We start from the raw sequence: 22,666 nt of genomic DNA, 5'->3' as shown, positions 1-22,666 counted from the left end.
TTTCGATGAGTCCGCGCCAACGTTTTTTCGAGTGTCTGCACCGTTCACCGCCCGCACTGTTCGAAGCGGCGCTGTGGATGGCTGCCGAGCACGAAAAAGGCCTGGATGTCGAAGCACTGCAACACGACTTCAAGGAGCTGCAACAGCGCGTCAGCTACGGCTTGCCGATGCTGCCAGTCAGCGAACTGGCGCAACCGTTGCTGCGGCGGATGAATGATCTGGGCTTTTCTCAGGACGATTTTCTGCCGCTGCGCCCACAGGTCGCGTTGTTGCACAAGGTGTTGCAGACCCGTCGCGGCCAGCCACTGAGCCTGTCCCTGATAGCCCTGGAACTGGCGCGCAGTCTGGAGATTCCGCTGGTCGGCGTGAACTTCCCCGGGCATTTCCTGCTGCGGGTGCCCGGCGCTGATCACTTGCTGGATCCCTGCGGCGGTCGGCGGCTTTACCCGAATGATTGCCGCGAGTTGTTGCAGCGGCAGTACGGCGCGCACATGAAACTCAACGCCGAGCATCTATTGGTCGCCACCCCGGTCCAAATGCTGCAGCGCCTGTCACGCAACCTGCGCCAGTTGCATCTGGCGCACGAGGATTACATCGCTGCGTTGATCGATGCCGAACGCGTGCTGGAACTGGGCGGTGCCAGCGCTGCCGATTATCTGGCCCGCGCCAGCCTGTATCAGCGCCTCGACTGCCCGAACGCCGAGCGTTTCGATCTGGAGCATGCGTTGCTGCTCAGTGACGATCCGATCCAGCGCCTGCGCCTGACCGAACGGCTCGGGCACCTGCCTCCGAATTCCGTGGTCCACTAATTCCTGTGTGGGAGCGAGCCTGCTCGCGAAGCAGGCGCCTCGGTTTATCCTTTAAACCGCGTTATCGTTCTTCGCGAGCAAGCTCGCTCCCACATTGGGTTGCGGGATATCTGAGGGCGAACGCACCTGGATGATCAGCAGTGCCGCAATGACCGCCGGAATCGCGCAGAAGAAGAAAATCTGCGCCACCGGAATGTGCATCGCCAGCAGCAGGCTGCCGAACAGCGGCCCGAGGATCGAACCGAAGCGCCCTACCCCCAACGCCCAGCCCGTGCCCGTGGCACGCACCTGCGCCGGATAGAAGTTACTGGCGAAGGCGTTCAGCGTCAGTTGCCCACCAATGATGCAAAACCCGGCGGCAAACACGCAGGCCACCAGATAGCGCGGATTGTCGTGATTCAGGCCCAGCAGAATCGTGCACACAGCCGCCCCGGCCAACACTGCGCAGAGCAGGCGCACCTTGCGCTTGAGCCGGTCAGCGAACCACGCCATGCAAACCGCGCCCAAGGTGCCGGCGAACAGGAACATCGAGGTCACCAGGTTGGCTTCATTGAGTTTCAGACCGCTTTCGAGCAACAGCGTCGGCAGCCAGCTGATCATGAAATACAGCAGAATCAGGCTGACAAAAAACGTCGCCCAGATCAGCAGGGTCGGTCGTGCATAACCGTTGCGGAACAGCTCGACCACGGTCAGTTTGCTGCCCTGCTCGCGCTCGTTCTGCTCGACCGAGGCGGCCGGTGGCTGCCAGTCCGGCAGCATTCGCGCGGTGACTTTGCGCAGGCGCGCATAGGGCGGTGCATCGCGCAGCAGTCGCGGCAGCGATTCAGGCAGCATCCACCACAGAAACGGAAACAGCAGCAGCGGCGTGACACCACCGGCAAGGAACACCGCTTGCCAGCCAAAGCGATCAATGAACCCCGCCGCAACAAAACCACCCGCCGCACCGCCAAAGGAAAAGCCGCAAGCGGCCAGCGTAACCATCAAGGTGCGCAGGCGCGGCGGCGAATACTCCGACATCAGGGCCATGGCACTGGGCATCGCCCCGCCCATGCCGATGCCGCAGATAAAGCGCGCGATCATCAGGGTATTCAGGGAATCGGCGAACACCATCAGCACCGTGAGGGTGGCGTAGATCAGCACGCACGCCAGCAGAATCCGCCGCACGCCGAAGCGGTCAGCCAGCGGCGTCACCGCGAGCGAACCAAGGGTCAGGCCCAACAGGTTGGCACTGAAAACCGGCCCGAAGGCGGCTTTCTCCAGGCCCCAGTCCTGCGCCAGGGCCGGCACCACATAACCGAGCACCTGGGCGTCGTAGCCGTCGGTGACCAGCAACAAGGCGAGCAGGATCAAGAGCAACCACTGATAGCGGGACACAGGACGGGCGTCGAGTGCCGCCCGGAAGCTGGCAATCTGGTTGTGCATCGCAAGGTACCTGTTTTGTTTTTATGATGTTTTAGGTGCAACACGGACCCCATGAGGGAGCGAGCCTGCTCGCGAAAACGGTGTGCCAGCCAAAAGAATGTCTGCTGATACGACCTCTTCGCCAGCAGGCTCGCGCCCACAGGGTCTTACGGTGTATCGGGCTGGTTGGCCGGATGCGCCTTGATGAACGCCGGATGCTCAGCCGCCAACGCGGCTACGCGACAAATCCGTGGATAAGCCTCCAGCGAAACACCGAAGCGCTGCGCTGCGTACAACTGTGGAATCAGGTACACGTCCGCCACACACGGCCACTCGCCGAAACAGAAACCGCTGTCGCCGATCAACTGCTCGACAGTCGCCAGCCCCTGACTGATCCAGTGCGCAATCCACTCCACCACCTGCGGCTCTTCGTGGCCCAGCTGGCGCAGACGATTGAGCACGCTGACGTTGTGCAGCGGATGCACGTCGCAGCCAATCACCGCCGCGACGCCACGCACATGGGCGCGGGCGGCGAGGTCTTCCGGCAGCAGCGGCTGCTGTGGATAACGCTCTTCCAGGTACTCGATGATCGCTGGCGACTGAATCAGCAACTCGCCGTCATCCGTACGCAAAGCCGGCACCCGGCCCTGCGGATTGATCGCCAGATACGCCGCCTGCCGATGCTCGCCCCCGGACGGCGCAATCAGGTTGACCGGCAGCGCGTTGTAGTCGAGCCCCTTCAGCGCCAGAGCGATACGCACCCGGTACGACGAGGTGGAACGGTAATAGGTGTAGAGATCCATGAGCCGCTCCTGTCAGCGCGCCGCCAGCACTGTGCCGCGGCATTCGCCGAAGCCGATCGAGGCAAAACCGTCCCGGGCGCAACGCGCGCGCAGGATGATTTCATCACCGTCTTCGAGGAATTTGCGCACTTCGCCGGAAGCCAGTTCGATCGGCTTTTTACCGCCCTCGGTGATTTCCAGCAGGCTGCCGAACTGACCGCTTTGCGGACCGGACAAAGTGCCCGAACCGAACAGGTCACCGGCCTGCAACTGGCAGCCGTTGACGCTGTGATGCGCGACCATTTGTGCGACGGTCCAGTACATGTAGCGCGTGTTGCTCAGGGTCAGGCGATGAGCCGGCAGATTCTGCTCGCGCATGGCTTCGGTGAGCAGCAGCACTTCCAGTTCGATGTCAAAGGCACCGCCCTCCTGATCGCGCTTGTCGAACAGGTAAGGCAGCGGCTGCGGATCACCTTCAGGGCGCGCCGGTTGTGCCGTGCGGAAAGGCTCCAGCGCTTCGGCCGTCACCACCCACGGTGAGACGCTGGTGATAAAACTCTTGGACAGGAACGGGCCCAGCGGCTGGTATTCCCAGGCCTGGATATCGCGGGCCGACCAGTCGTTGAGCAGGCAGAAACCGGCAATGTGATCAGCCGCGTCACCAATGGCAATCGACTCGCCCATCTCGTTGCCCTGACCGATCCAGATGCCCAGTTCCAGCTCGTAGTCCAGTCGTGCGCACGGGCCGAAGGTCGGCTCGCTGGCACCGGCTGGCAGGGTCTGGCCTTTGGGGCGGCGCACGTCGGTACCGGAGGCGCGCACGGTGGAGGCGCGACCGTGATAGCCGATCGGCACGTGCTTGTAGTTCGGCAACAACGGGTTGTCCGGGCGGAACAGTTTGCCGACGTTCTGCGCGTGTTCGATGCCGACGTAGAAGTCGGTGTAATCGCTGATGCGGGCCGGCAGGTGCATCTGGCAATCGGCAGCCAAGGGCAGCAGTTTTGCGCCTTGGGCTTCGATGGCGCCGCGATGGCTGCTGCCCTCGCTGAACAGTTCCAGCAAGCGCGTACGCAAGGCGACACGGGCTTCGCGACCGAGGTCGAAGAAAGCATTCAACAGGCCGCCGTGCATGGCCTCGACCGCACTGCGCGCGGCGCCGTCAAACAGACCGGCTTCAAGCGCCACTTGCAGATCGAAAATATGCTCGCCAATCGCCACGCCCGCGCGCGGCGCCGAGCCGTTGATGCTGAACACGCCCAGCGGCAGGTTCTGCAACGGGAAATCCGCGTGGCCGTTGGCCGAAGCAACCCAGCTGCGGGTGATGGAATTCTGCGTCATGGGTTATCTCCGGGTCGGGTCGAACGTGGCGGGCAGCGTGGCCCAGCAGGCGTCGTAATTGGATTGCAGTTGCGGGCAGTCGAGGGCGAAACGGCTTGGGCGCAGCACCTGACTGGTCTCGAACATGAAGGCCATGGTGTTGTCGATCTTCGCTGGTTTGAGTTCGGCGTTGATCGCTTTGGTGCAGGTTTCGCCGTCCGGGCCGTGGGCACTCATGCAGCTGTGCAGCGAGGCACCGCCGGGCACGAAGCCTTCAGCCTTGGCGTCGTATTCGCCGTGGATCAGGCCCATGAACTCGTTCATCAGGTTGCGATGGAACCACGGTGGACGGAAGGTGTTCTCGGCGACCATCCAGCGTGGCGGGAAGATCACGAAGTCGAGGTTGGCCATGCCATGCACGCTGGTCGGCGAGGTCAGCACGGTGAAAATCGACGGGTCAGGATGATCGAAACTCACGGTGCCAATGGTGTTGAAACGGCGCAGATCGTATTTGTACGGCACGTTGTTGCCGTGCCAGGCGACCACGTTCAGCGGCGAATGATCGAGTTGGGTGCCCCACAACTGGCCAAGGAATTTCTGCACCAGCGTCGTCGGCTGCTGCAGGTTTTCGTAGGCAGCGACCGGCGCGAGGAAGTCCCGTGGATTGGCCAGACCGTTGCTGCCGATCGGCCCCAGGTCCGGCAGGCGCAGCGGCGCGCCGTGGTTCTCGGCAACGTAACCGCGCACCTGCGGATCAAGCAGTTCGACGCGGAATTTCAGACCGCGTGGCAACACGGCGATTTCCAGCGGCGCGACTTCGAGCACACCGAGTTCGGTGGCAATCCGCAGTCGCCCGAGTTGCGGCACCAGCAGCAGTTCGCCGTCGGCGTTGTAGAACACCCGATCCATCGAGCGATTGGCGGCGTAGTTATAGATGCTGATGCCGGCCGGTTTTTCCGCTGCCGAGTTGGCGACCATACCGACCAGGCCGTCGATGAAGTCGGTCGGCTCGGCGGGCATTTGCAGTGGATTCCAGCGCAGACGATTCGGGGTTACGTCACCCAGCGGGCCGCCAGCCAGTTGCCGCTCCAGTTTGACGAACGCCGGGTGATTGGCCGACGGTTGAATCCGGTACAACCACGTACGTCGCGCTTCACTGCGGGTCATGGTGAACGCCGTGCCGGAGAGCAATTCGGTGTAGAGGCCGTAGGGCGCTTTTTGCGGGGAGTTCTGGCCGATGGGCAAGGCGCCGGGCAACGCTTCACTGCAAAATTCGTTGCCGAAACCGGACTGGTACGCCAGCGCCGACGCGTTTGAATCGAGGTTCATGGAGCCTCCTGAACAGGGAGTCGGCAGTGGCCCATCGCTCTGGCTCAAAGCTTTGCGCACGCCGGGGTTGTTATTATCGTAATCCAATTACGCATAACGTAATTTGCTCGCTAACCAGCGTCAAGCTATAAAGACGCCCATTCGTTTTCGGATCCCGGCCGCACCATGGAAAAAACCAGCGACAGCAACGGCAAACAGAAAGTCCGCTCCGCCGAGGTCGGCACCGACATCCTCAAGGCATTGGCCGAGTTGTCGCCCTCCACCTCGTTGTCGCGTCTGGCCGAACATGTGCAGATGCCGGCGAGCAAGGTGCACCGTTATCTTCAGGCCCTGATCGCCAGTGGTTTCGCCGAGCAGAACGCCGCCACCAACCATTACGGACTCGGCCGTGAAGCGTTGCGCGTGGGCCTGGCAGCCCTGAACAGTATGGACGTGCTGAAAGTCGCCGCCCTGCCGCTGTCGGAGTTGCGTGATGAACTGAATGAAACCTGCTTTCTGGCGGTGTGGGGCAATCAGGGCGCGACCGTGGTGCACATCGAGCCGGCGGTGCGCGCGGTGACGGTGGTCACGCAATTGGGTTCGGTATTACCGCTGCTCAGTTCATCCACTGGCTTGGTGTTCAGTGCCTATCTGCCGCATCGCGAAACCGATGAACTGCGCGTACTGGAAACCGCCATCGCCGACCATCCGCTGGCCGATGAAAAAAACTACGTCAGCCTGTGTGAACAGATCCGTGAACGCGGTCTGCATCATGTGCACGGTTTGTTGATGCCGGGCGTGGATGCGTTGTCGGCGCCAGTGTTCAACGCCGTCGGGCAGATCGCAGCGGTACTAACGATTGTCGGCCCGACTTCATTGTTCCACGCCGATGAAAACGGCCCGGCCGCCCGGCGATTGCTGGCGGCGGCACGCGCCGTCAGTTGGCGCATGGGCTATCAGGCCGACGACCTGCGCCCTTGAAACAACAGCCACAATCCCTTCAGTGACCCAATAGCGTAGCCGGACACGACTGTTGCATGCCCCGTAACAGTGCATGTCCGGAATCGCTCTGTTTCCTTCGATCTCAAGTGCTTATTCTGAGCGGGCTTTCACGGCACACGCCGCAAAGCCCCGGCCTTGGCTGCCGAGCAACTCGCGCCAGCGCTGACCGATTTCAGATGAGTCGATGCTTCGATTGATCGCCCCGGTGTTCACTGACGTTGATTTGTAGCTCCTTGATCCAACGTCTTACCTTGGCCGCTGCGTTTGCAGCGGCCTTTTTTATGGGCGGGATTTATGCCGGTGGGACAGGTCGCTTGACGGTCATGGCAGATGTCAAAGCGAATACTTCTGCAGATTCGCCATCATTTCCTTCAGCGCTTCAATGTTGTCATTGGGATGCGCCGCGCCTTCGAAATCGCAGATCTGCTGCCAATGCGCCGCGACGTCTTCCGGAGAGAAACCGCTGCGTGGATCGAACCCGGCGCCGAGGCTGCGCTCCCAGCGCACCTTGCCCATCCAGCCACCACCGACTTCAAACAGACCGGACGTTTCCTGGCACTGTTCACTGGTCAGGTACACCACCAGCGGGCTGACCAGTTCCGGTTTCAGCTGTTCGAACACTTGCGGCGGGATCAGCCCCTCGGTCATGCGTGTGCCGCCAGTGGGCGCGATGGCGTTGACCAGAATGTTGTTCTTGCGCCCTTCGATGGCCAGCGTCCGGGTCAATCCGTACAGGCCGAGTTTGGCCATGCCGTAATTGGACTGACCGAAGTTGCCGTAGATGCCTGAGGTCGATGCCGTGAAGATCACCCGGCCATAGTTCTGCTCGCGCAGGTACGGCCAAGCGGCGCGGGTCACTTTGTAAGCGCCTTCGACGTGAACGCGATAGACCAGGTCCCAGTCGGCGTCGTCCATCTTGTGAAAGGTCTTGTCGCGCAGGATCCCGGCGTTGTTCACCACCACGTCGACACGGCCAAAGGCATCGAGGGCGTTCTGCACCAGTTTGTCGCCGTCGGTGACCGAGTCGTGGTTGGCCTCGGCAATGCCGCCGGCTTCGCGAATTTCCGCCACCACACGGTCGGCGGCGGAGGCGTTGGCGCCCTCACCCTGGGTCGAGCCGCCGAGGTCGTTGACCAGCACTCTGGCGCCGTGCCGGGCGAACAGCAAAGCATGCGCCCGGCCCAGGCCACCACCGGCGCCGGTGACGATCACGACTTTATCTTCGAAACGTACGGACTCATTCATCGCAGGAACTCCAGCAGGCCAGTATTGAGTCCGAGTGTCAGGCACAGGGCTTTGGGTCACAACAAATACGGCTGAGGCTGAATGGTGCGCGATAAGGGTGGGGGATGATGAGGGCGTCAAAAGATCAAAAGATCGCAACCTGCGGCAGCGCCTGCATTAATTTGTGCAGGAGTTGCCGCAGGCTGCGATCTTTTGATCTCTCAGGAGCACGCCACCTTGCGCGGCGGCAACGCCAGGCGGTCACGAAACGCCAGATAATGTTTGAGCACCTGCACCGGCGCCTCGATCTGTGGATAGTGGCCGATGCCCGGCAACAACACCGTGTCGGCGCCCGCGATCAACTGGCGGTAACGCTCGACCATGTGCGCACCGGAGACCGGATCGACTTCGCCATCAATCACCCGCAACGGGATGTCATCACGCTGCATGGCCGCTACCCAGCGGTCGCGCTGCGCCCGGCGCTCGGGGATGTAGCCAATCAGTTTGTGCAGGATGCGCGGACCGCGATGGGTCTCGATCAGGCTCCAGAAATCATCCAGCTCACTTTCGCTGGGGCCGGTCTGCGGACCGAAAATCTGCCGAAAGCTTTTCACCAACGCATCACGGCTGAAGGCCCGGCCAATCATCCAGCCCAAAGGGCTAAGCAACAGCTTTTGCATCAACACCGGGCGATGGGTTTCCGGGAACAGCCCGCCGTTGAGGAACACGCAACTGGCGACGGCGAGCCGGTTTTCGTAATGCCGCGCGAGCAGTTCCTGGGCGACGCTGTCGCCGTAATCGTGAGCCAGAATATGCAGGGGTTGCTCGACCTGCAGATGGGCCAGCAGTGCCTGTTGCAAATCGGCCTGTTCCAGCAGGCTGTAGCTGTGACTCAACGGTTTGGCCGAATCACCGAAACCGAGCATGTCACAGGCGATCACCCGATAGCGCTGGGCCAGCGGCTGCCACAAGTAGTGCCAGTCCCAACTGGCCGTTGGAAAGCCATGGATCAGCAACAGCGGCTCACCCTGCCCCGCCGTCCAGTAACGGATCGACTGGCCGCGAAAGACAAACGTCCGGCTGCGTTTGCGCCAGACACACAGAGGAATCTCGGCAAGAGGCATCAGAGTTTATATCCGGGGTCTTGTTTATCGAGTTTACGCAGCAACGCCGGCCAGGCCAGCGCGCCGCCCATGCCTTGAGCACTTTTGGTGACGCCGGCGATCATCGCTTTGGCGCCCGCCAGGATCTGCGGTTCGATGGCGATCAGTTCAGCACCGCCGGTCTGCGCCATGACCTGAATGTCGCAGGCGCGCTGGAAGGTGAACATCATCAAAAAGGTGTCGGCGATGGTGCCGCCACAGGTCAGCAGACCGTGGTTGTGCAGCATCAGGAAATCGTTCTCGCCCAGGTCGGCCTGCAAGCGCGCTTTCTCTTCGTGATTCAGCGCCACGCCTTCGTAGGCGTGATAGGCCAGGCTCGACAACACGAACAGCGACTGCTGGCTGATCGGCAACACGCCCTGCTTCTGCGCTGAAACGGCCACGCCGGACGCGGTGTGCGTGTGCAATACACACACCACGTCGTGCCGCACTTCGTGCACGGCGCTGTGGATGGTGTAACCGGCGGGGTTGATATCGTAGGGACTGTCCATGAGCTTGTTGCCGGCCTGATCGACTTTGACCAGGCTGGACGCGGTGATCTCATGGAACATCAAGCCGAACGGGTTGATCAGGAAGTCTTCGGTGCCCGGGACCTTGGCGGAAATGTGGGTAAAGATCAGGTCGTCCCAGCCATGCAGGGCGACCAGTCGATAACAGGCGGCGAGATCGACCCGGGTCTGCCACTCCGCAGCACTGACCTGGTCTTTGACATTAACGGGCGACTGGACGGGGGCTACGCTCACTGTATGCACCTCTGCGTTCTTATTGTTTGGCACGTGTCAGCAGTCTAGTCAGCTCCCGGGGCTCACGTAGTTGCATTGCCAGCCAGCTTGATGACTGAGCGGGTCAGCCATGCAAACAGCTTGGATCCATGTCAAAGCAACGACGCCAACAAAGGCGCGGCGAACAGATTGAGCAGTCCCGTCAGCACCATCACCAGCCCGGCCACCGAGCCCTCTTCACCGCCCACTTCATGCGCCCGACTGACGCCGGCACCGTGCGCGCCAACCCCAAACAATGCACCGCGCGCCAAGGCACTGCGCAGCGGCAGCCACTTGAGCAGCACGCCGCCGAGCATCGCACCGAACACACCGGTGAACATCACGAACACGGCCGTCAGTTCCGGCACGCCACCCAGATCCTGCGCCAGCGGCATGGCGAACGGCGTGGTGATCGAACGCGGCACCAGCGACATCGTGACTGAGATATCCAGCGCCAGCGCCCTGGCCAGGCCAAACGAGGTAGCGATCGATGCCGCGCTGCCGGCGAGCATGCCCAGCAACAGCGCTGACCAGTGCCGCACCAGCAGACGTCGCTGCTGCCAGATCGGCACCGCGAAAGCGACCGTCACCGGCCCGAGCACCAGCATCAGCCAATGGGTGTTGCTGGCGTATTCGGCATACGCCGTGTGCAACGGTATGGCGAGCGCCAGCAGCAGCGCCGGCACCAAAATCAGCGGCGACAGCAGATAACGCCCGGTACGCCGATAAATCCAGCGACTGAACAGATACGCCAACAGAGTGAAAGCGAGCCAGAACATCGGCATCCATTCAAGCTTCATGAGACCGCCTCAGGCGCACAGCCAACTCCACGGTAAAGGCCGTCACCAGCATCACCATCAGGGTGCTGGCGCCAATCACCAGCAGAATTCGCCAACCGTCATCACGCAGCAGTGCGCCGTAGTCGAGCAGACTCATCAGTGCCGGAATAAAGAACAGCAGCATCTCGGCCATCAGCAAGCCGGCACCCAGTTGCAGCGCCGCCGGTTTGACCCAGCCAAACGCGAACGCCAGCAGCAACAGGGCCATGCCGATAACGCCACCGGGGATTGGCCAGGCCAGCCACGCGGCGATCTGGCAGCCGAGCAGATAGAGACCGAGCAACACGCCCAGTTCTGCTATCAGACGGGAAACATACGTGAGGGACGCAGCGTTCATGATGGGCTCCTTACAGGGGCTTATTTTACGAAGCGGCCTGCCATCCCAGAAGCGAATTGTTAGACTCATGGCTATTCCAAAACGGAATCGGACAATGGAATTCAAACAGCTGCGCAGTTTTGTCGAAGTCATGCGTCAAGGCGGCTTTACCCAGGCGGCGAAAACCCTGCACGTCAGTCAGTCGGCGGTGAGCAAACAAGTCGCGCAACTGGAGCAGAGTCTCGGCACGCCGTTGCTCGAACGGCTCGGCTCCCAGTTACACCTGACCGCTGCGGGCAGCGTGGTGCTGTCACACGCCGAGGGCATGCTGCGCTTGCGTCAGGAGTTGCTCAGCGAACTGGATGATCTGAGCCAGCTGGCGCGCGGCGAATTGCGCCTCGGTCTGCCGCTGCTGGGCAGCGATGCGTTGTTCGCCGGTTTGTTCGCCGAATATCGGCGGCGCTATCCGAACATCAGCATTCAATTGCTTGAGGGCGGTAGCCGTAACGTCGAGCAGGCGGTGCTCAGCGGAGAACTGGAGTTGGGTGGCAGCTTGCTGCCCAAGGATCCGCAGTTCGATTTTCAGCCGTTCTGCGATGAGAAGCTCGACGCGTTGCTGCCGGTGGATCATCCACTGGCGGCGCGTGGTGAAATTGCTCTGGAGGAGTTGGCCGAAACACCGTTCCTGCTGTATCAGCGCAGCTTCGTACTCAATGACCGTCTATTGCAGGCGTGCCAGCAATTGGGCTTTACCCCGAAAGAAGGCGGACGCAGTGGTCAGGCGGATTTTCTCGTGGCGCTGGTGGCAGCCGGACAAGGCGTGGTGTTATTGCCGAGCGTGGTCGCCCGGGCACTGGAGCGTCCGGGCGTGGTGCGCCTGACCTTGCGCGCGCCAGATTATCTGCGTTGGGATATCGCGTTCATCTGGCGTCGCGGCGCCTACCTGTCGAAAGCTGCCCAGGCCTGGCTGGCCCTGCTGCGCGAACGCGCGATCAACCCTTGAGCGCGGCGATCAGTTGCGCCAGCCAAGGCTCGGCATCGGTTTCAGGGGTCACGCTTTCGCTGGCGTCCAGACGCAGCATCTCCTGTACTTCGCGCACGCCCAGCTCGGCGAACAACTCGCGCATCTGCTCGCCACCGCCGCAAAACGTATCGCCGTAACTGGCATCGCCCAAACCGATCACCGCGCCGGGCAAGCCGCGCCAGGCCATTGGCAATTGATCGCGAAGGCTGAAAAACAGCGGCTGCAGGTTATCCGGCAACTCGCCCATGCCGGTGGTCGAGGTCACCGCGAGAATCGCTTCAGGGCCGAACGCCTGAATATCCGCCAGGCTGGCGCGCGAGTTGTAGAAGGTTTCAAAACCGGCGTCTTTCAGCAGGTTCTGCGCGTGACGGGCGACTTCTTCGGCCGTGCCGTAAACCGAGCCGGAGAGGATGGCGACTTTCATCAATCTGATCCTGGAGCTGAAAAAAAGAGCGGCGATAGTAGCAGTCCGACGCAAAAGCCGCGATCCAGGCCCGAATAGCCGTGATGGCCAGTAGACAGACTGGCTGGAACTTCTAGAATGCCAGCCAATATCGACACTGAAAGGATTCATTGATGATCAACGCCAGTCTGCTGCAAATGGTGATCAACGCTTCGAACGACGGGATCGTGGTTGCAGAAAAGGAAGGCGAACAGGACAACATCCTGATTTACGTAAACCCGGCCTTCGAGCGCCTGACCGGTTATAGCAGCGAAGAAATTCTCTACCAGGATTGCCGTTTTCTGCAGTCCGGCGACCGCGATCAGCCAAGTCTGGAAAGGATTCGCGAAGTGCTGCGCGCTGGTGGCGCGTGTCGCGAAACATTGCGCAATTATCGCAAGGACGGCACGCCTTTCTGGAATGAACTGTCGCTATCGACGGTACAAAACGCCGATGATGGCCAGACTTATTTCGTCGGCGTGCAGAAGGACGTCACGGTTCAGGTCAAGGCGCAGCAACGCGTCGCGCAACTGGAAGCACAGGTTGCCGCCTTGCAAGCCGAACTCTCTGCCCTGAAAGCGACGAACGGCGCAAACAAAACGGCGAACTAAGTGTCAGTAACTACAATCACCAATGACTTTGTAACTAATTCTTTCGAGCCAGGCCATGCAACGCGACGCCCTCCTGACCCAGGATGAGCTGGATTTCATCCAGACCATGCAGCACAACCCGCAACTCAATGTGCGGGATGCGACGTCGAGCCTGTTGGTCAATGGTGGCTCGCAGATCCGTGACCTGCTCACGCGCCTGGCGGCTCATGAGCAAGTGACCATCCAGGCCAACTTCGAAAATCAGCAGATGACCTTCCCGTTGCACCTGGTGGAAGACGAATTTCACGCGTTGCACCTGCGTCTGGGCGTACCCAGCATTTACGAAGACGGGCCGATGGTTCGCCCATGGCGTCTGACCCTCGAAGAGCCGGTCGCGCTGGAAAATGCCAAGGGCCAACCGGGGATGATGTGGGTGCACGAGGTGTCGCACAAAGGCGTGCTGCTGGAAATGCGCAACAAGACCAAACCGCCCAAGCATTTCGCCCTGTGGTTCAGCCCTTCAGGTTATGAGCGGATCTCCCTGCGCGGCAATTTCGAGCGCGAAACCGAGCACGGCTTCTACGCCTACGAACTGAGCCAGACCGATGCCGATGAAACCGAACGCCTGCGTCAGTTCATCCTGCAACAACACCGTCTGACCCACCCCGCCCTGCACACCTGATATTCAGGTATCCAGCGTCCCCGCGAGAAACTGCGTCATGCGCTGACGCATCGTCGCCCCTTCATTGCCCAGACAACCGATTGACGATCCGGCCAGACTATCCTGTGCCAGATCGGCAGCGTCGCCCGCGAGCATTACCTGACAGTCGAGACTCAAGGCCAGCCGATTCAGACGGCGCGGCAAATCCGGGGTGGGGGCGTGATTGGAAAACAGCACCAGCGCCTGTGGCTTGATCCGCTCGCAGACCAACGCCAATTCATCGAATGGCTGACCAGTGGTCAGCACTCGCACCCCCGCATCATTGCCACTGAGAAATAACGCGGCAACCAGTAACTCGAGTTCACGGCACTGACCGGCGAGCGCACTGACAATCACCTTGCGCGGTTGCGTGCCGCGCAGCGTGACAATGCGTTGCAGAACCCGCGCCCTCAGGAACCCGTCGAAAAACAGCCACTCGCTGGTCTGCCCAAAGGCATCCTGGCGTTGCAACATCTGCAGCCACAACGGCATGAGAATGTCCTGGAACACCACTGACAGCGAATATGAAGAGAAAATCTGGTTGTAGACCTGATCCAGCGCGCGGTCATCGAACGCGCTGACTGCAACCTGCACCTGTAGCTGCCACTGCGCGTAATCAGCCTGCACCAGATCATCAGGAATGATATGCGCCAGCACTTTCAGCGGCTCGGTCTTGGCGAGGATCTTGCCGACCTTGCTCACCGCCACGCCGCGGTCGATCCAGTCGACGATGCTGCGCACGCGCTCGATTTCGGTCATCGAATACAGCCGGTGCCCGCTTTCGGTGCGCGTCGGCTGAATCAAACCGTAGCGACGCTCCCATGCACGCAGCGTTACCGGGTTGACGCCGGTCAGGCGCGACACCTCACGAATAGGGAACAACTCTTCGCGCTCAAATGCGACAGAGGCCTGCAAAGCAGAGTCAGCGTCCGTGATAACAGCCATTGTGCAGGTGCATCCACTCGGTAGATTTGGATCCCATTCTACCTCCGATGCCCTGTATCGGTTCAACCCATCAATAGAGACGAAAGTCTCTGAAACGGCGCGCAAAATCAGGAATAATCCTTGCTAGTCGAAAAACGCAGGCCCTTACCCCGGGCCTGCGCATCGCGAAACTTCTACCCGAAGCGACGCACTCGGAAACATGGAGATACATAATGTCTACTTCCCCCGTCACACTGATGGTCGCGCGTCGCGTCGCCGACGGACGCTATCAGGACCTGATTGCCTGGCTGCGCGAAGGCGAACAACTGGCCACTGACTTTCCCGGTTACCTGGGCTCCGGCGTGCTCGCTCCGCCACCCGGTGACAACGAATTCCAGATCATTTTCCGCTTTGTCGACGAACAGACCCTGCATGCCTGGGAGCACTCGGTCTCGCGTACCGCGTGGCTCGCGCGGGGCAGCGATCTGTTCGCGCATCCCAAAGAACATCGGGTCAGCGGCATCGAAGGCTGGTTCGGCGCGGCCGGTCAGCGGCCACCGCGCTGGAAACAGGCCGTGGCCATCTGGCTGGCGTTCTTTCCGGTATCGCTGCTGTTCAACTTTGTTCTCGGGCCGTTGCTCGGCGACATGAGCCTGCTGCCGCGGGTGTTGATCAGCACGGCGTGCCTGACGCCATTGATGGTGTATTTCTTTATTCCGCTGTCGACGCGGCTGCTGGCCAACTGGTTGAACGCTGTGCCAGCGCGACCTTTGCCTGCAACACCCTCTACGCAGAATCGCTAAAGATCGCAGCCTCGTTGCACTCGTCAGCTCCTACGGATGAAGGCGCCCCTGTAGGAGCTGCCGAAGGCTGCGATCTTTTCGCCAGCGTCGCTGTTATAGTTTTTGCTCCAACCGCGACGCGAGCCATTCATGACCAATTCCTCCGCCCCGATTCTCATCACCGGTGCCGGCCAGCGTGTCGGTCTGCACTGCGCGCAGCGTTTGCTTGAAGACGGCCATCAGGTCATTTTCACCTACCGCAGCGAACGTCCCGGCGTGCAAGCGCTGCGGGATCTGGGCGCGATCGGAGTGTTCGCCGACTTCTCCAGCGAAGCGGCCATTCTCGCCTTCATCGATGAACTGAAAACCCATACCGACCGCTTGCGCGCCATCGTCCACAACGCCTCCGAATGGCTGGCGGAAACCCCGGGCAACGAAGCCGAAGCCTTCGTACGCATGCTCAACGTGCACCTGCTCGCGCCGTACCTGATCAACCTGCACTGCGCCGACCTGCTCAAGCGCTCGACACCGGCCGACATCATCCATATCAGTGACGACGTCACGCGCAAGGGCAGCAGCAAACACATCGGTTATTGCGCCAGCAAGGCCGGGCTCGACAGCCTGACCCTGTCGTTCGCCGCGCGTTATGCACCGGCGATCAAGGTCAACGGCATCGCGCCGGCCCTGCTATTGTTCAATCCCGACGACGACGCGGCGTACCGCGCCAAGGCGCTGGCCAAATCCGCGCTGGGCATCGAGCCCGGCAGCGAAGTGATCTACCAGAGCCTGCGCTATCTGCTCGACAACCCCTATGTCACCGGTACGACCCTGACCGTCAATGGCGGACGGCACGTCAAATAAGCTGCTGCGCGAGGCTCTCCCATGACCCGTTCCCTGCCCGAGAATTACCGCGAGATCCTCATCGGCCTCGGTGAAGACCCCGACCGCGAAGGCCTGCTCGACACCCCGCTGCGCGCGGCCAGGGCCATGCAATACCTGTGTCACGGCTACGAACAGCGTGTGGAGGAGATCGTCAACGGCGCGCTGTTTGCTTCCGACAGCGACGAGATGATCATCGTCGCCGACATCGAGCTCTACTCGTTGTGCGAACATCACCTGCTGCCCTTCATCGGCAAGGCCCATGTGGCTTATATTCCAACCGGCAAGGTGCTGGGGCTGTCGAAGATCGCGCGGCTGGTGGACATGTTCGCCCGGCGCCTGCAGATTCAGGAAAACCTCACCCGGCAGATTGCCGACGCAGTGCAACAGGTCACCGATGCCGCTGGCGTCGCGGTGGTCATCGAGGCCCGGCACATGTGCATGATGATGCGCGGTGTCGAGAAACAGAATTCGACCATGAACACCTCGGTCATGCTCGGCGCCTTTCGCGACTCGAGCAACACCCGCCAGGAGTTCCTGCAATTGATTGGACGGAGCAAGTAAATGTCACAACTTCAACCGGGAATGGCGCGCATCCGGGTCAAGGATCTGCGCCTGCGCACCTTTATCGGGATCAACGAGGACGAGATCCTCAACAAACAGGATGTACTGATCAACCTGACCATTCAGTACGCCGCGCAGGAAGCGGTGCGCGACAACGACATCGATCATGCGCTGAACTACCGCACCATCACCAAGGCGATCATCGCCCACGTCGAGGGCAATCGCTTTGCGCTGCTCGAACGCCTGACCCAGGAGCTGCTGGATCTGGTGATGAGCAATACCGCCGTGCTTTACGCCGAAGTCGAAGTCGACAAGCCGCATGCCCTGCGATTTGCCGAATCGGTGTCGATCACCCTCGCGGCCAGCCGCTGAGCGCGTCTGGCGCATTGCTCGCCAGACTTTTATCATCCGCGCCACGAATAGACTGCACAGAGCCCATCATGACCGAGCAACAACGCCTCGAACTCGAAGCCGCCGCCTTCCGCCGGCTGGTCGCCCATCTGGACAGCCGCAAGGACGTGCAGAACATCGACCTGATGAACCTTGCCGGGTTCTGCCGCAACTGCCTGTCCAAGTGGTACAAGGCCGCCGCCGATGACCGTCAGATCGAGGTCAGCCTCGATGACGCCCGCGAAGTGGTTTACGGCATGCCGTACGCCGAATGGAAAGCCCAATACCAGCAAGAAGCCAGCGCCGAACAACAGGCGGCGTTCGCCAAAGGAAAACCCAATGAGTGATCTGAACACCCTGCGCGCCAGCCTCAACAGCGGCAAACACGCTTTCGCCGATACCCTGGCCTTCATCGCTGCCGGTTATGACTACCAGCCGCAAGCGTTCAACAATGGTGGCGTGGAAAACGCTGCCGGGCAGAACGAAGGTTCGTGCAAGACCCTGGGTCTGGCACTGCTGGAAGGCTTGAGCGATGAAGAAGCGCTGCTGGCATTCGGCGAGCATTACCGCTCGGTGCTGGCGACGCCTGAAGGCAGTGACCACGGCAATATCCGTGCGCTGATCAAGCACGGTCTGGCCGGTGTGAAGTTCGAAGCACAGCCGCTGACCCGCCGCTGATTCAAGATCAAAAGATCGCAGCCTGCGGCAGCTCCTACACTGATCCCTGTAGGAGCTGCCGCAGGCTGCGATCTTTTGACTCTCATAAAAAAACCGGCCGAAGCCGGTTTTTTTGTGCCTGCGGTCTTAGAACGAAGCGTTCTGCAGACCGTCCAGGTAACGCTCGGTGTCCAGTGCCGCCATGCAGCCGGCACCGGCCGAAGTGATGGCCTGACGGTAAACGTGGTCAGCGACGTCGCCGGCAGCGAAGATGCCTTCGACGCTGGTGGCAGTGGCGTTGCCATCACGACCGCCCTGCACCACCAGGTATCCGTCTTTGAGAGTCAACTGGCCTTCGAACAGCGAAGTGTTCGGAGTATGGCCGATGGCGATAAACACGCCGTCGACCTTGATTTCGTCGAAGCTGCCATCGTTGTTTTTCAGGCGCGCACCGGTCACACCCATGTTGTCGCCCAGCACTTCGTCGAGGTTGGCGTTCAGCTTGAGGATGATCTTGCCTTCAGCCACACGGGCGTTGAGCTTGTCGATCAGGATCTTCTCGGCGCGGAAAGTTTCGCGACGGTGGATCAGGGTCACGGTGCTGGCGATGTTGGCCAGGTACAGTGCTTCCTCTACTGCGGTGTTGCCGCCGCCGACCACAGCCACTGGCTTGTTGCGGTAGAAGAAACCGTCGCAGGTCGCGCAGGCGGAAACACCTTTGCCCATGAACGCCTCTTCCGACGGCAAGCCCAGGTAACGAGCGCTGGCACCCGTGGCGATAATCAGGGCGTCGCAGGTGTAGGTCGCGCTGTCGCCAGTCAGGGTGTACGGCTTGACGGCGAAGTCCACGGCGTTGATGTGATCGAAAACGATCTCGGTTTCAAACCGCTCGGCGTGCTCGCGCATGCGCTCCATCAGCGCCGGACCGGTCAAGCCGTGCACGTCGCCCGGCCAGTTGTCGACTTCAGTGGTGGTGGTCAGCTGACCGCCAGCCTGCATGCCGGTGATCAGCAGTGGCTTGAGGTTGGCACGGGCGGCGTAGACCGCAGCGCTGTAACCGGCAGGGCCGGAACCGAGAATAATCACTCGCGAATGACGGACTTCAGACATGACCTGCTCCTGTTGACCGGGCCGAAACACTGGCGCGGAACGCCGGACTGCCGGCGGGAATAAAAAAGGACTGTGGATAACCTTGGGGAAGGCATGAGCTCGACAGTCCTGTAAAAAGTTGGGTGCAGCGTATCGAGGGGGGCAAGATTAAGGAAATACGGTTTAACAATCCAGCTCATAGGTGGTCTCTATGCGCAGACTCCGACCAGATCGACGTCTTTGTTACAGTGAATGTCGATCGCTCTGCCGCGCTTTCGCACCGGTTGCAAAGTCGGTAAGGTCGGCGCGTTTTCCCTTGCTCGGAGCACCTTATGCCCGCCCCTGTTCTGTCCGGCCCGCAATACCTGCGCGAAGGCCTCAAACTGGTTCTCAGCCCGGGCCTGCGCCTGTTCGTGCTGCTGCCACTGGCGATCAACCTGGTGCTGTTCGTCGGATTGATCTATCTGGCCGGCCATCAGTTCAGCCTGTGGGTCGACAACTTGATGCCGTCGCTGCCCGACTGGCTGAGTTTTCTCAGTTACATCCTGTGGCCGCTGTTCGTGGTGCTGGTGGCATTGATGGTGTTTTTCACCTTCACCATGCTCGCCAACGTGATCGCGGCGCCGTTCAACGGCTTCCTCGCGGAGAAGGTCGAAGTGGTGGTACGCGGCACCGATGATTTCCCGGCCTTCAGCTGGGGCGAACTGATTGCGATGATTCCGCGCACCCTGGCCCGGGAAATGCGCAAGCTCGGCTACTTCCTGCCCCGGGCGATCGGCCTGTTCATTCTCTCGTTCATCCCGGTGGTCAATATCGTCGCCGCACCGCTGTGGCTGCTGTTCGGCGTGTGGATGATGGCGATTCAGTACATCGACTACCCGGCGGACAACCACAAACTGGGCTGGAACGAGATGCTCGCCTGGCTGCGGCAGAAGCGCTGGCAGAGCATGAGTTTTGGCGGGATCGTCTATCTGGTGCTGCTGATTCCGGTGGTGAATATTCTGATGATGCCGGCCGCTGTTGCGGGCGCGACCTTGTTCTGGGTACGTGAGCGCGGCGCGGAGAACCTTGTCGCACAGCGCTGAGCCGCTCACAGACCGCCAGTCACAAATCCATCATCCGAACGTCACAAGCACGACATGGCCTCAGCCGACACTGAGGTCATGACGACAGCTCTGCATATCACTCTGATCAGCGAAACCTTTCCACCGGAAATCAACGGGGTGGCCAATACCCTTGGCCGCTTGTGCGATGGTTTGCGCGCGCGTGGGCATCAGGTGGAACTGGTGCGACCGCGCCAGGCGGGAGATCCACAGCGTGTCGAGGACGATGCCTTGCTGTTGTGCCGGGGCTGGCCGTTGCCGGGTTATCCGGGATTGCAATGGGGTCAGTCGTCGATGCACAAGCTGCTGCGGCGCTGGCAGCGTCATCGCCCGGACGTGCTGTACATCGCCACAGAAGGTCCGCTCGGCTTGTCAGCCTTGCGGGCGGCGCGGCGCCTGGGGATCTCGGTGGTCAGCGGTTTTCATACCAATTTCCAGCAGTACACCCATCAGTACGGGCTGGGTTTGCTGACGCGCTTGCTGACGCATTATCTGCGCTGGTTCCACAATCGCTCGTCGATGACCCTGGTGCCGAGCGTCAGTCAGCGTCTGGAACTGGAGCGCCGGCATTTCGACCGCCTCGCCCTGCTCTCCAGAGGCGTGGACAGCCAGTTGTTTCACCCGGCCAGGCGCCTGAACGGGTTGCGTGAGCAATGGGGCCTGAGCGAGCAGGACATCGCGGTGATTCACGTAGGACGTCTGGCCACGGAGAAGAATCTGGGCCTGCTCAAGCGCTGCTTCGATAAACTCCGCAGCACTTATCCACAGCGCAACCTGAGACTGATCGTGGTCGGCGATGGACCGCAACGGCTTGCGCTGGAAAAAGAGCTGCCTGAGGCGATTTTCTGTGGGTCACAGCGCGGCGAAGCGCTGGCGGCGCACTATGCCTCGGGGGATATTTTTCTGTTCCCGAGCATGACCGAAACCTTCGGCAATGTGGTGCTTGAAGCACTGGCTTCAGGTCTGGGGGTGGTGGCGTACGATCAGGCAGCGGCGGCGCAGCATATTCGCCACGGCTACAACGGTGTGCTGGCGATGCCGGGTGATGAAGAGGCGTTTTGCGATGCGGCGGCTTGGCTGCTGGAAGAAGATGAGCGATTGCGCTGCGTGCGCCTGAATGCGCGCCAGCATGCCAGTCGCCAGGGGTGGGCGGCGATCATCGAGCAATTTGAAAAGCATTTGCGTGGGGCGTGTCTGCGGGAGCAGGTGTTGCCGAATGCGCAGACATTGCCTTAGATCTTTGCTGATTTTGAAGCCGCCATCGCTGGCAAGCCAGCTCCCACAAGGGCCTGCGGTGAACACAATTTTTGTGAACACCCGCAATACCTGTGGGAGCTGGCTTGCCAGCGATAGCATCAGTTTGAGCGCCGCTTAAACCAGCGTCATCAACGCCTCACGGCTGAACGGCAGAATGTCCTGCTCACGCCCTTCACGGACTTTCAGCGCCCAGTCCGGATCCACCAGCAGCGCACGGCCCACCGCCACCAGATCGAACTCGTCGTTGTTCAGACGCTCCAGCAGTTTCTCCAGGCTCGCCGGTTGTGCGACCTTGTCGGTGTTGACCATGAACTGCAGGAACTCGCCGTCCAGGCCGACGCTGCCAACGGTAATGGTCGGCTTGCCGGTCAGCTTGCGTGTCCAGCCGGCCAGGTTCAGCTCGGAACCGTCGAACTCGGGCTCCCAGAAACGCCGCGTCGAGCAGTGGAAAATATCCACACCGGCGTCGGCCAGCGGCTTGAGGAATTCGCCCAGCGCCTCGGGCGTTTGTACCAGACGCGCGGTGTAATCCTGCTGCTTCCACTGCGAGAAACGGAAGATGATCGGGAAGCCTTCGCCGACGGCGGCGCGCACCGCTTGAATCAATTCGATGGCGAAACGCGAGCGGTTGGCCAGGCTGCCGCCGTATTCGTCGCTGCGCTGATTGCTGCCTTCCCAGAAGAACTGGTCGATCAGGTAACCGTGGGCACCATGGATTTCCACGCCGTCCATGCCGATGCTTTTGGCGTCTTTGGCAGCTTGGGCGAATGCGGCGATCACGTCTAGAATGTCCTGCTTGGTCATGCCGTGCACCACGACCTGACCGTCCTTGAGCTTTTCCGTCGGGCCGTAACCCGGCACGCTGGCGTCCGGCTCGGTGCCGATACGGCGCACGCTGCCGACATGCCACAGTTGCGGAACAATCTTGCCGCCCTCGGCATGCACCGCGTCGACCACTTTTTTCCAGCCGGCCAGTGGCGCTTCACCGAAGAACTGCGGCACGTTCGGATAACCGTTGGAGGCCTTGTGACCGACCGTGGTGCCTTCGGTGATGATCAGACCGACACCGGCCGCGGCGCGGCGACGGTAGTACTCGATCACTTTGGAGTTGGGCACGCCTCCCGGGGAAAACGAGCGGGTCATTGGCGCCATGACCACGCGGGTCGGCAGTTCGAGGGCACCGAGGTGGAACGGTTTGAACAGGGCTTGCACCGGCATTGGAAGGCTCCACAGGGAATGACTTTATGACGGCGATAATATGGAGAGTCGCAAGCCTTGAACAGCATTATTGATTTGAGTGATCAAGGATCAAAAGACACAAAGCAAAGATCGCAGTCTGCGGC

At 61.0% G+C, this 22,666-nt stretch carries 26 protein-coding genes; 13 read left to right on the top strand and 13 right to left on the bottom strand.

What is annotated here, in order from left to right:
- Nucleotides 1-5 precede the first annotated feature (5 nt).
- A complete protein-coding gene (locus tag AC193Q_RS24825; RefSeq protein ID WP_483878917.1) occupies nucleotides 6-809 on the top strand; it encodes a SirB1 family protein in 804 nt (267 codons plus the stop codon).
- A gap of 51 nt (nucleotides 810-860) precedes the next feature.
- On the opposite strand, the gene AC193Q_RS24820 is transcribed toward AC193Q_RS24825, so the two are convergent.
- The 4 genes from AC193Q_RS24820 to hmgA form a co-directional block, all read right to left on the bottom strand.
- Complete coding sequence (locus AC193Q_RS24820) at nucleotides 861-2,231, bottom strand: MFS transporter (protein ID WP_095667470.1); 1,371 nt, start codon at nucleotides 2,229-2,231, stop codon at nucleotides 861-863.
- Nucleotides 2,232-2,377: 146 nt separating this feature from the next.
- Nucleotides 2,378-3,013 carry a maleylacetoacetate isomerase gene (gene maiA / locus AC193Q_RS24815; RefSeq protein WP_095667471.1) on the bottom strand — a complete coding sequence of 212 codons (636 nt, stop codon included), beginning with the start codon at nucleotides 3,011-3,013 and terminating at the stop codon, nucleotides 2,378-2,380.
- Between the two features lie 12 nt (nucleotides 3,014-3,025).
- Complete coding sequence (gene fahA, locus AC193Q_RS24810; protein ID WP_047291782.1) at nucleotides 3,026-4,330, bottom strand: fumarylacetoacetase; 1,305 nt, start codon at nucleotides 4,328-4,330, stop codon at nucleotides 3,026-3,028.
- 3 nt (nucleotides 4,331-4,333) lie between these two features.
- Nucleotides 4,334-5,638 carry a homogentisate 1,2-dioxygenase gene (gene hmgA / locus AC193Q_RS24805; protein WP_121183748.1) on the bottom strand — a complete coding sequence of 435 codons (1,305 nt, stop codon included), beginning with the start codon at nucleotides 5,636-5,638 and terminating at the stop codon, nucleotides 4,334-4,336.
- Nucleotides 5,639-5,803: 165 nt separating this feature from the next.
- Here hmgA and AC193Q_RS24800 point away from each other — a divergent pair, with 165 nt between their 5' ends.
- Nucleotides 5,804-6,598: an IclR family transcriptional regulator gene (locus AC193Q_RS24800; RefSeq protein WP_047291777.1), complete on the top strand. Its 795-nt coding sequence runs from the start codon at nucleotides 5,804-5,806 to the stop codon at nucleotides 6,596-6,598.
- A gap of 354 nt (nucleotides 6,599-6,952) precedes the next feature.
- Here the strand turns inward: AC193Q_RS24800 and AC193Q_RS24795 are convergent, their stop codons facing one another.
- The 5 genes from AC193Q_RS24795 to AC193Q_RS24775 form a co-directional block, all read right to left on the bottom strand.
- Nucleotides 6,953-7,864 (bottom strand): SDR family oxidoreductase, encoded by a 912-nt coding sequence (locus AC193Q_RS24795; protein WP_121183746.1) that lies wholly within the window; start codon nucleotides 7,862-7,864, stop codon nucleotides 6,953-6,955.
- Between the two features lie 200 nt (nucleotides 7,865-8,064).
- Nucleotides 8,065-8,967 carry an alpha/beta fold hydrolase gene (locus tag AC193Q_RS24790; RefSeq protein ID WP_047291773.1) on the bottom strand — a complete coding sequence of 301 codons (903 nt, stop codon included), beginning with the start codon at nucleotides 8,965-8,967 and terminating at the stop codon, nucleotides 8,065-8,067.
- Nucleotides 8,967-9,749 carry a class II aldolase/adducin family protein gene (locus AC193Q_RS24785; RefSeq protein WP_121183744.1) on the bottom strand — a complete coding sequence of 261 codons (783 nt, stop codon included), beginning with the start codon at nucleotides 9,747-9,749 and terminating at the stop codon, nucleotides 8,967-8,969. The genes AC193Q_RS24790 and AC193Q_RS24785 overlap by 1 nt, the downstream gene beginning before the upstream one ends.
- Before the next feature lie 131 nt (nucleotides 9,750-9,880).
- Complete coding sequence (locus AC193Q_RS24780; protein ID WP_047291768.1) at nucleotides 9,881-10,567, bottom strand: LrgB family protein; 687 nt, start codon at nucleotides 10,565-10,567, stop codon at nucleotides 9,881-9,883.
- The gene (locus tag AC193Q_RS24775; protein ID WP_121183742.1) at nucleotides 10,557-10,943 is read right to left on the bottom strand and encodes a CidA/LrgA family protein; all 387 of its coding nucleotides are present in this window, start codon (nucleotides 10,941-10,943) and stop codon (nucleotides 10,557-10,559) included. Before AC193Q_RS24775 ends, AC193Q_RS24780 begins: the two co-directional genes overlap by 11 nt.
- A 94-nt stretch (nucleotides 10,944-11,037) precedes the next feature.
- Here AC193Q_RS24775 and AC193Q_RS24770 point away from each other — a divergent pair, with 94 nt between their 5' ends.
- Nucleotides 11,038-11,925: a LysR family transcriptional regulator gene (locus AC193Q_RS24770; RefSeq protein ID WP_121183740.1), complete on the top strand. Its 888-nt coding sequence runs from the start codon at nucleotides 11,038-11,040 to the stop codon at nucleotides 11,923-11,925.
- Here AC193Q_RS24770 and AC193Q_RS24765 read toward each other — a convergent pair.
- The gene (locus AC193Q_RS24765; protein WP_121183738.1) at nucleotides 11,915-12,370 is read right to left on the bottom strand and encodes a flavodoxin; all 456 of its coding nucleotides are present in this window, start codon (nucleotides 12,368-12,370) and stop codon (nucleotides 11,915-11,917) included. The genes AC193Q_RS24770 and AC193Q_RS24765 overlap by 11 nt on opposite strands.
- Nucleotides 12,371-12,522: 152 nt before the next feature.
- Between AC193Q_RS24765 and AC193Q_RS24760 the strand changes: the two genes are divergently transcribed.
- Together AC193Q_RS24760 and AC193Q_RS24755 are read left to right on the top strand one after the other, a co-directional pair.
- Complete coding sequence (locus tag AC193Q_RS24760; protein WP_121183736.1) at nucleotides 12,523-12,999, top strand: PAS domain-containing protein; 477 nt, start codon at nucleotides 12,523-12,525, stop codon at nucleotides 12,997-12,999.
- Between the two features lie 55 nt (nucleotides 13,000-13,054).
- Nucleotides 13,055-13,660, top strand: coding sequence for a hypothetical protein (locus AC193Q_RS24755; protein ID WP_025109427.1), 606 nt, complete (start codon nucleotides 13,055-13,057; stop codon nucleotides 13,658-13,660).
- Between the two features lie 3 nt (nucleotides 13,661-13,663).
- On the opposite strand, the gene AC193Q_RS24750 is transcribed toward AC193Q_RS24755, so the two are convergent.
- Nucleotides 13,664-14,623, bottom strand: a complete 960-nt coding sequence (locus tag AC193Q_RS24750) for a MerR family transcriptional regulator (RefSeq protein WP_047291763.1) — start codon at nucleotides 14,621-14,623, stop codon at nucleotides 13,664-13,666.
- 212 nt (nucleotides 14,624-14,835) lie between these two features.
- On the opposite strand from AC193Q_RS24750, the gene AC193Q_RS24745 reads away from it, so the two are divergent.
- The 6 genes from AC193Q_RS24745 to AC193Q_RS24720 all read left to right on the top strand — a co-directional run bounded on the left by AC193Q_RS24745 (nucleotide 14,836) and on the right by AC193Q_RS24720 (nucleotide 17,895).
- Nucleotides 14,836-15,405: an antibiotic biosynthesis monooxygenase gene (locus tag AC193Q_RS24745; RefSeq protein ID WP_047291761.1), complete on the top strand. Its 570-nt coding sequence runs from the start codon at nucleotides 14,836-14,838 to the stop codon at nucleotides 15,403-15,405.
- Between the two features lie 129 nt (nucleotides 15,406-15,534).
- Nucleotides 15,535-16,245, top strand: a complete 711-nt coding sequence (gene folM / locus AC193Q_RS24740; RefSeq protein ID WP_047291759.1) for a dihydromonapterin reductase — start codon at nucleotides 15,535-15,537, stop codon at nucleotides 16,243-16,245.
- Between the two features lie 21 nt (nucleotides 16,246-16,266).
- Entirely contained in the window at nucleotides 16,267-16,827 is a 561-nt protein-coding gene (gene folE, locus AC193Q_RS24735; RefSeq protein ID WP_483878916.1) for a GTP cyclohydrolase I FolE, read from the top strand.
- The gene (gene folX / locus AC193Q_RS24730; RefSeq protein WP_041073935.1) at nucleotides 16,828-17,199 is read left to right on the top strand and encodes a dihydroneopterin triphosphate 2'-epimerase; all 372 of its coding nucleotides are present in this window, start codon (nucleotides 16,828-16,830) and stop codon (nucleotides 17,197-17,199) included.
- Nucleotides 17,200-17,267: 68 nt separating this feature from the next.
- A complete protein-coding gene (locus AC193Q_RS24725; RefSeq protein WP_007968038.1) occupies nucleotides 17,268-17,564 on the top strand; it encodes a DUF1244 domain-containing protein in 297 nt (98 codons plus the stop codon).
- Nucleotides 17,557-17,895, top strand: coding sequence for a HopJ type III effector protein (locus AC193Q_RS24720; RefSeq protein ID WP_047291751.1), 339 nt, complete (start codon nucleotides 17,557-17,559; stop codon nucleotides 17,893-17,895). The genes AC193Q_RS24725 and AC193Q_RS24720 overlap by 8 nt, the downstream gene beginning before the upstream one ends.
- A 126-nt stretch (nucleotides 17,896-18,021) precedes the next feature.
- Here AC193Q_RS24720 and trxB read toward each other — a convergent pair whose 3' ends face one another.
- Complete coding sequence (trxB, locus tag AC193Q_RS24715) at nucleotides 18,022-18,984, bottom strand: thioredoxin-disulfide reductase (protein ID WP_047291749.1); 963 nt, start codon at nucleotides 18,982-18,984, stop codon at nucleotides 18,022-18,024.
- A gap of 311 nt (nucleotides 18,985-19,295) precedes the next feature.
- Between trxB and cysZ the strand changes: the two genes are divergently transcribed.
- Complete coding sequence (gene cysZ, locus AC193Q_RS24710; protein ID WP_047291747.1) at nucleotides 19,296-20,048, top strand: sulfate transporter CysZ; 753 nt, start codon at nucleotides 19,296-19,298, stop codon at nucleotides 20,046-20,048.
- Nucleotides 20,049-20,102: 54 nt separating this feature from the next.
- Nucleotides 20,103-21,302, top strand: a complete 1,200-nt coding sequence (locus tag AC193Q_RS24705; RefSeq protein ID WP_483878915.1) for a glycosyltransferase family 4 protein — start codon at nucleotides 20,103-20,105, stop codon at nucleotides 21,300-21,302.
- Between the two features lie 135 nt (nucleotides 21,303-21,437).
- Here the strand turns inward: AC193Q_RS24705 and AC193Q_RS24700 are convergent, their stop codons facing one another.
- On the bottom strand, nucleotides 21,438-22,541 hold the full coding sequence (locus tag AC193Q_RS24700) for an NADH:flavin oxidoreductase (protein ID WP_483878914.1): 1,104 nt from the start codon (nucleotides 22,539-22,541) through the stop codon (nucleotides 21,438-21,440).
- Between the last annotated feature and the right edge of the window lie 125 nt (nucleotides 22,542-22,666).

The sequence above is a fragment of the Pseudomonas sp. F2 genome (genome assembly GCF_057174385.1).
Note: the sequence above shows the minus strand (reverse complement) of the source record. Positions and strands in the feature narration are given on the sequence as shown.

What these genes read in the sequence shown, in the direction of transcription:
- folM (WP_047291759.1), top strand. Translation starts at nt 15,535, where the DNA reads ATGACCAATTCCTCCGCCCCGATTCTCATCACCGGTGCCGGCCAGCGT.
- AC193Q_RS24720 (WP_047291751.1), top strand. Translation starts at nt 17,557, where the DNA reads ATGAGTGATCTGAACACCCTGCGCGCCAGCCTCAACAGCGGCAAACAC.
- folX (WP_041073935.1), top strand. Translation starts at nt 16,828, where the DNA reads ATGTCACAACTTCAACCGGGAATGGCGCGCATCCGGGTCAAGGATCTG.
- fahA (WP_047291782.1), bottom strand. Translation starts at nt 4,330, where the DNA reads ATGACGCAGAATTCCATCACCCGCAGCTGGGTTGCTTCGGCCAACGGC.
- AC193Q_RS24800 (WP_047291777.1), top strand. Translation starts at nt 5,804, where the DNA reads ATGGAAAAAACCAGCGACAGCAACGGCAAACAGAAAGTCCGCTCCGCC.
- AC193Q_RS24780 (WP_047291768.1), bottom strand. Translation starts at nt 10,567, where the DNA reads ATGAAGCTTGAATGGATGCCGATGTTCTGGCTCGCTTTCACTCTGTTG.
- AC193Q_RS24790 (WP_047291773.1), bottom strand. Translation starts at nt 8,967, where the DNA reads ATGCCTCTTGCCGAGATTCCTCTGTGTGTCTGGCGCAAACGCAGCCGG.
- AC193Q_RS24705 (WP_483878915.1), top strand. Translation starts at nt 20,103, where the DNA reads ATGGCCTCAGCCGACACTGAGGTCATGACGACAGCTCTGCATATCACT.
- AC193Q_RS24775 (WP_121183742.1), bottom strand. Translation starts at nt 10,943, where the DNA reads ATGAACGCTGCGTCCCTCACGTATGTTTCCCGTCTGATAGCAGAACTG.
- AC193Q_RS24700 (WP_483878914.1), bottom strand. Translation starts at nt 22,541, where the DNA reads ATGCCGGTGCAAGCCCTGTTCAAACCGTTCCACCTCGGTGCCCTCGAA.
- trxB (WP_047291749.1), bottom strand. Translation starts at nt 18,984, where the DNA reads ATGTCTGAAGTCCGTCATTCGCGAGTGATTATTCTCGGTTCCGGCCCT.
- AC193Q_RS24755 (WP_025109427.1), top strand. Translation starts at nt 13,055, where the DNA reads ATGCAACGCGACGCCCTCCTGACCCAGGATGAGCTGGATTTCATCCAG.
- AC193Q_RS24725 (WP_007968038.1), top strand. Translation starts at nt 17,268, where the DNA reads ATGACCGAGCAACAACGCCTCGAACTCGAAGCCGCCGCCTTCCGCCGG.
- AC193Q_RS24795 (WP_121183746.1), bottom strand. Translation starts at nt 7,864, where the DNA reads ATGAATGAGTCCGTACGTTTCGAAGATAAAGTCGTGATCGTCACCGGC.
- AC193Q_RS24760 (WP_121183736.1), top strand. Translation starts at nt 12,523, where the DNA reads ATGATCAACGCCAGTCTGCTGCAAATGGTGATCAACGCTTCGAACGAC.
- AC193Q_RS24765 (WP_121183738.1), bottom strand. Translation starts at nt 12,370, where the DNA reads ATGAAAGTCGCCATCCTCTCCGGCTCGGTTTACGGCACGGCCGAAGAA.
- AC193Q_RS24820 (WP_095667470.1), bottom strand. Translation starts at nt 2,231, where the DNA reads ATGCACAACCAGATTGCCAGCTTCCGGGCGGCACTCGACGCCCGTCCT.
- AC193Q_RS24745 (WP_047291761.1), top strand. Translation starts at nt 14,836, where the DNA reads ATGTCTACTTCCCCCGTCACACTGATGGTCGCGCGTCGCGTCGCCGAC.
- cysZ (WP_047291747.1), top strand. Translation starts at nt 19,296, where the DNA reads ATGCCCGCCCCTGTTCTGTCCGGCCCGCAATACCTGCGCGAAGGCCTC.
- folE (WP_483878916.1), top strand. Translation starts at nt 16,267, where the DNA reads ATGACCCGTTCCCTGCCCGAGAATTACCGCGAGATCCTCATCGGCCTC.
- AC193Q_RS24770 (WP_121183740.1), top strand. Translation starts at nt 11,038, where the DNA reads ATGGAATTCAAACAGCTGCGCAGTTTTGTCGAAGTCATGCGTCAAGGC.
- hmgA (WP_121183748.1), bottom strand. Translation starts at nt 5,638, where the DNA reads ATGAACCTCGATTCAAACGCGTCGGCGCTGGCGTACCAGTCCGGTTTC.
- maiA (WP_095667471.1), bottom strand. Translation starts at nt 3,013, where the DNA reads ATGGATCTCTACACCTATTACCGTTCCACCTCGTCGTACCGGGTGCGT.
- AC193Q_RS24825 (WP_483878917.1), top strand. Translation starts at nt 6, where the DNA reads ATGAGTCCGCGCCAACGTTTTTTCGAGTGTCTGCACCGTTCACCGCCC.
- AC193Q_RS24750 (WP_047291763.1), bottom strand. Translation starts at nt 14,623, where the DNA reads ATGGCTGTTATCACGGACGCTGACTCTGCTTTGCAGGCCTCTGTCGCA.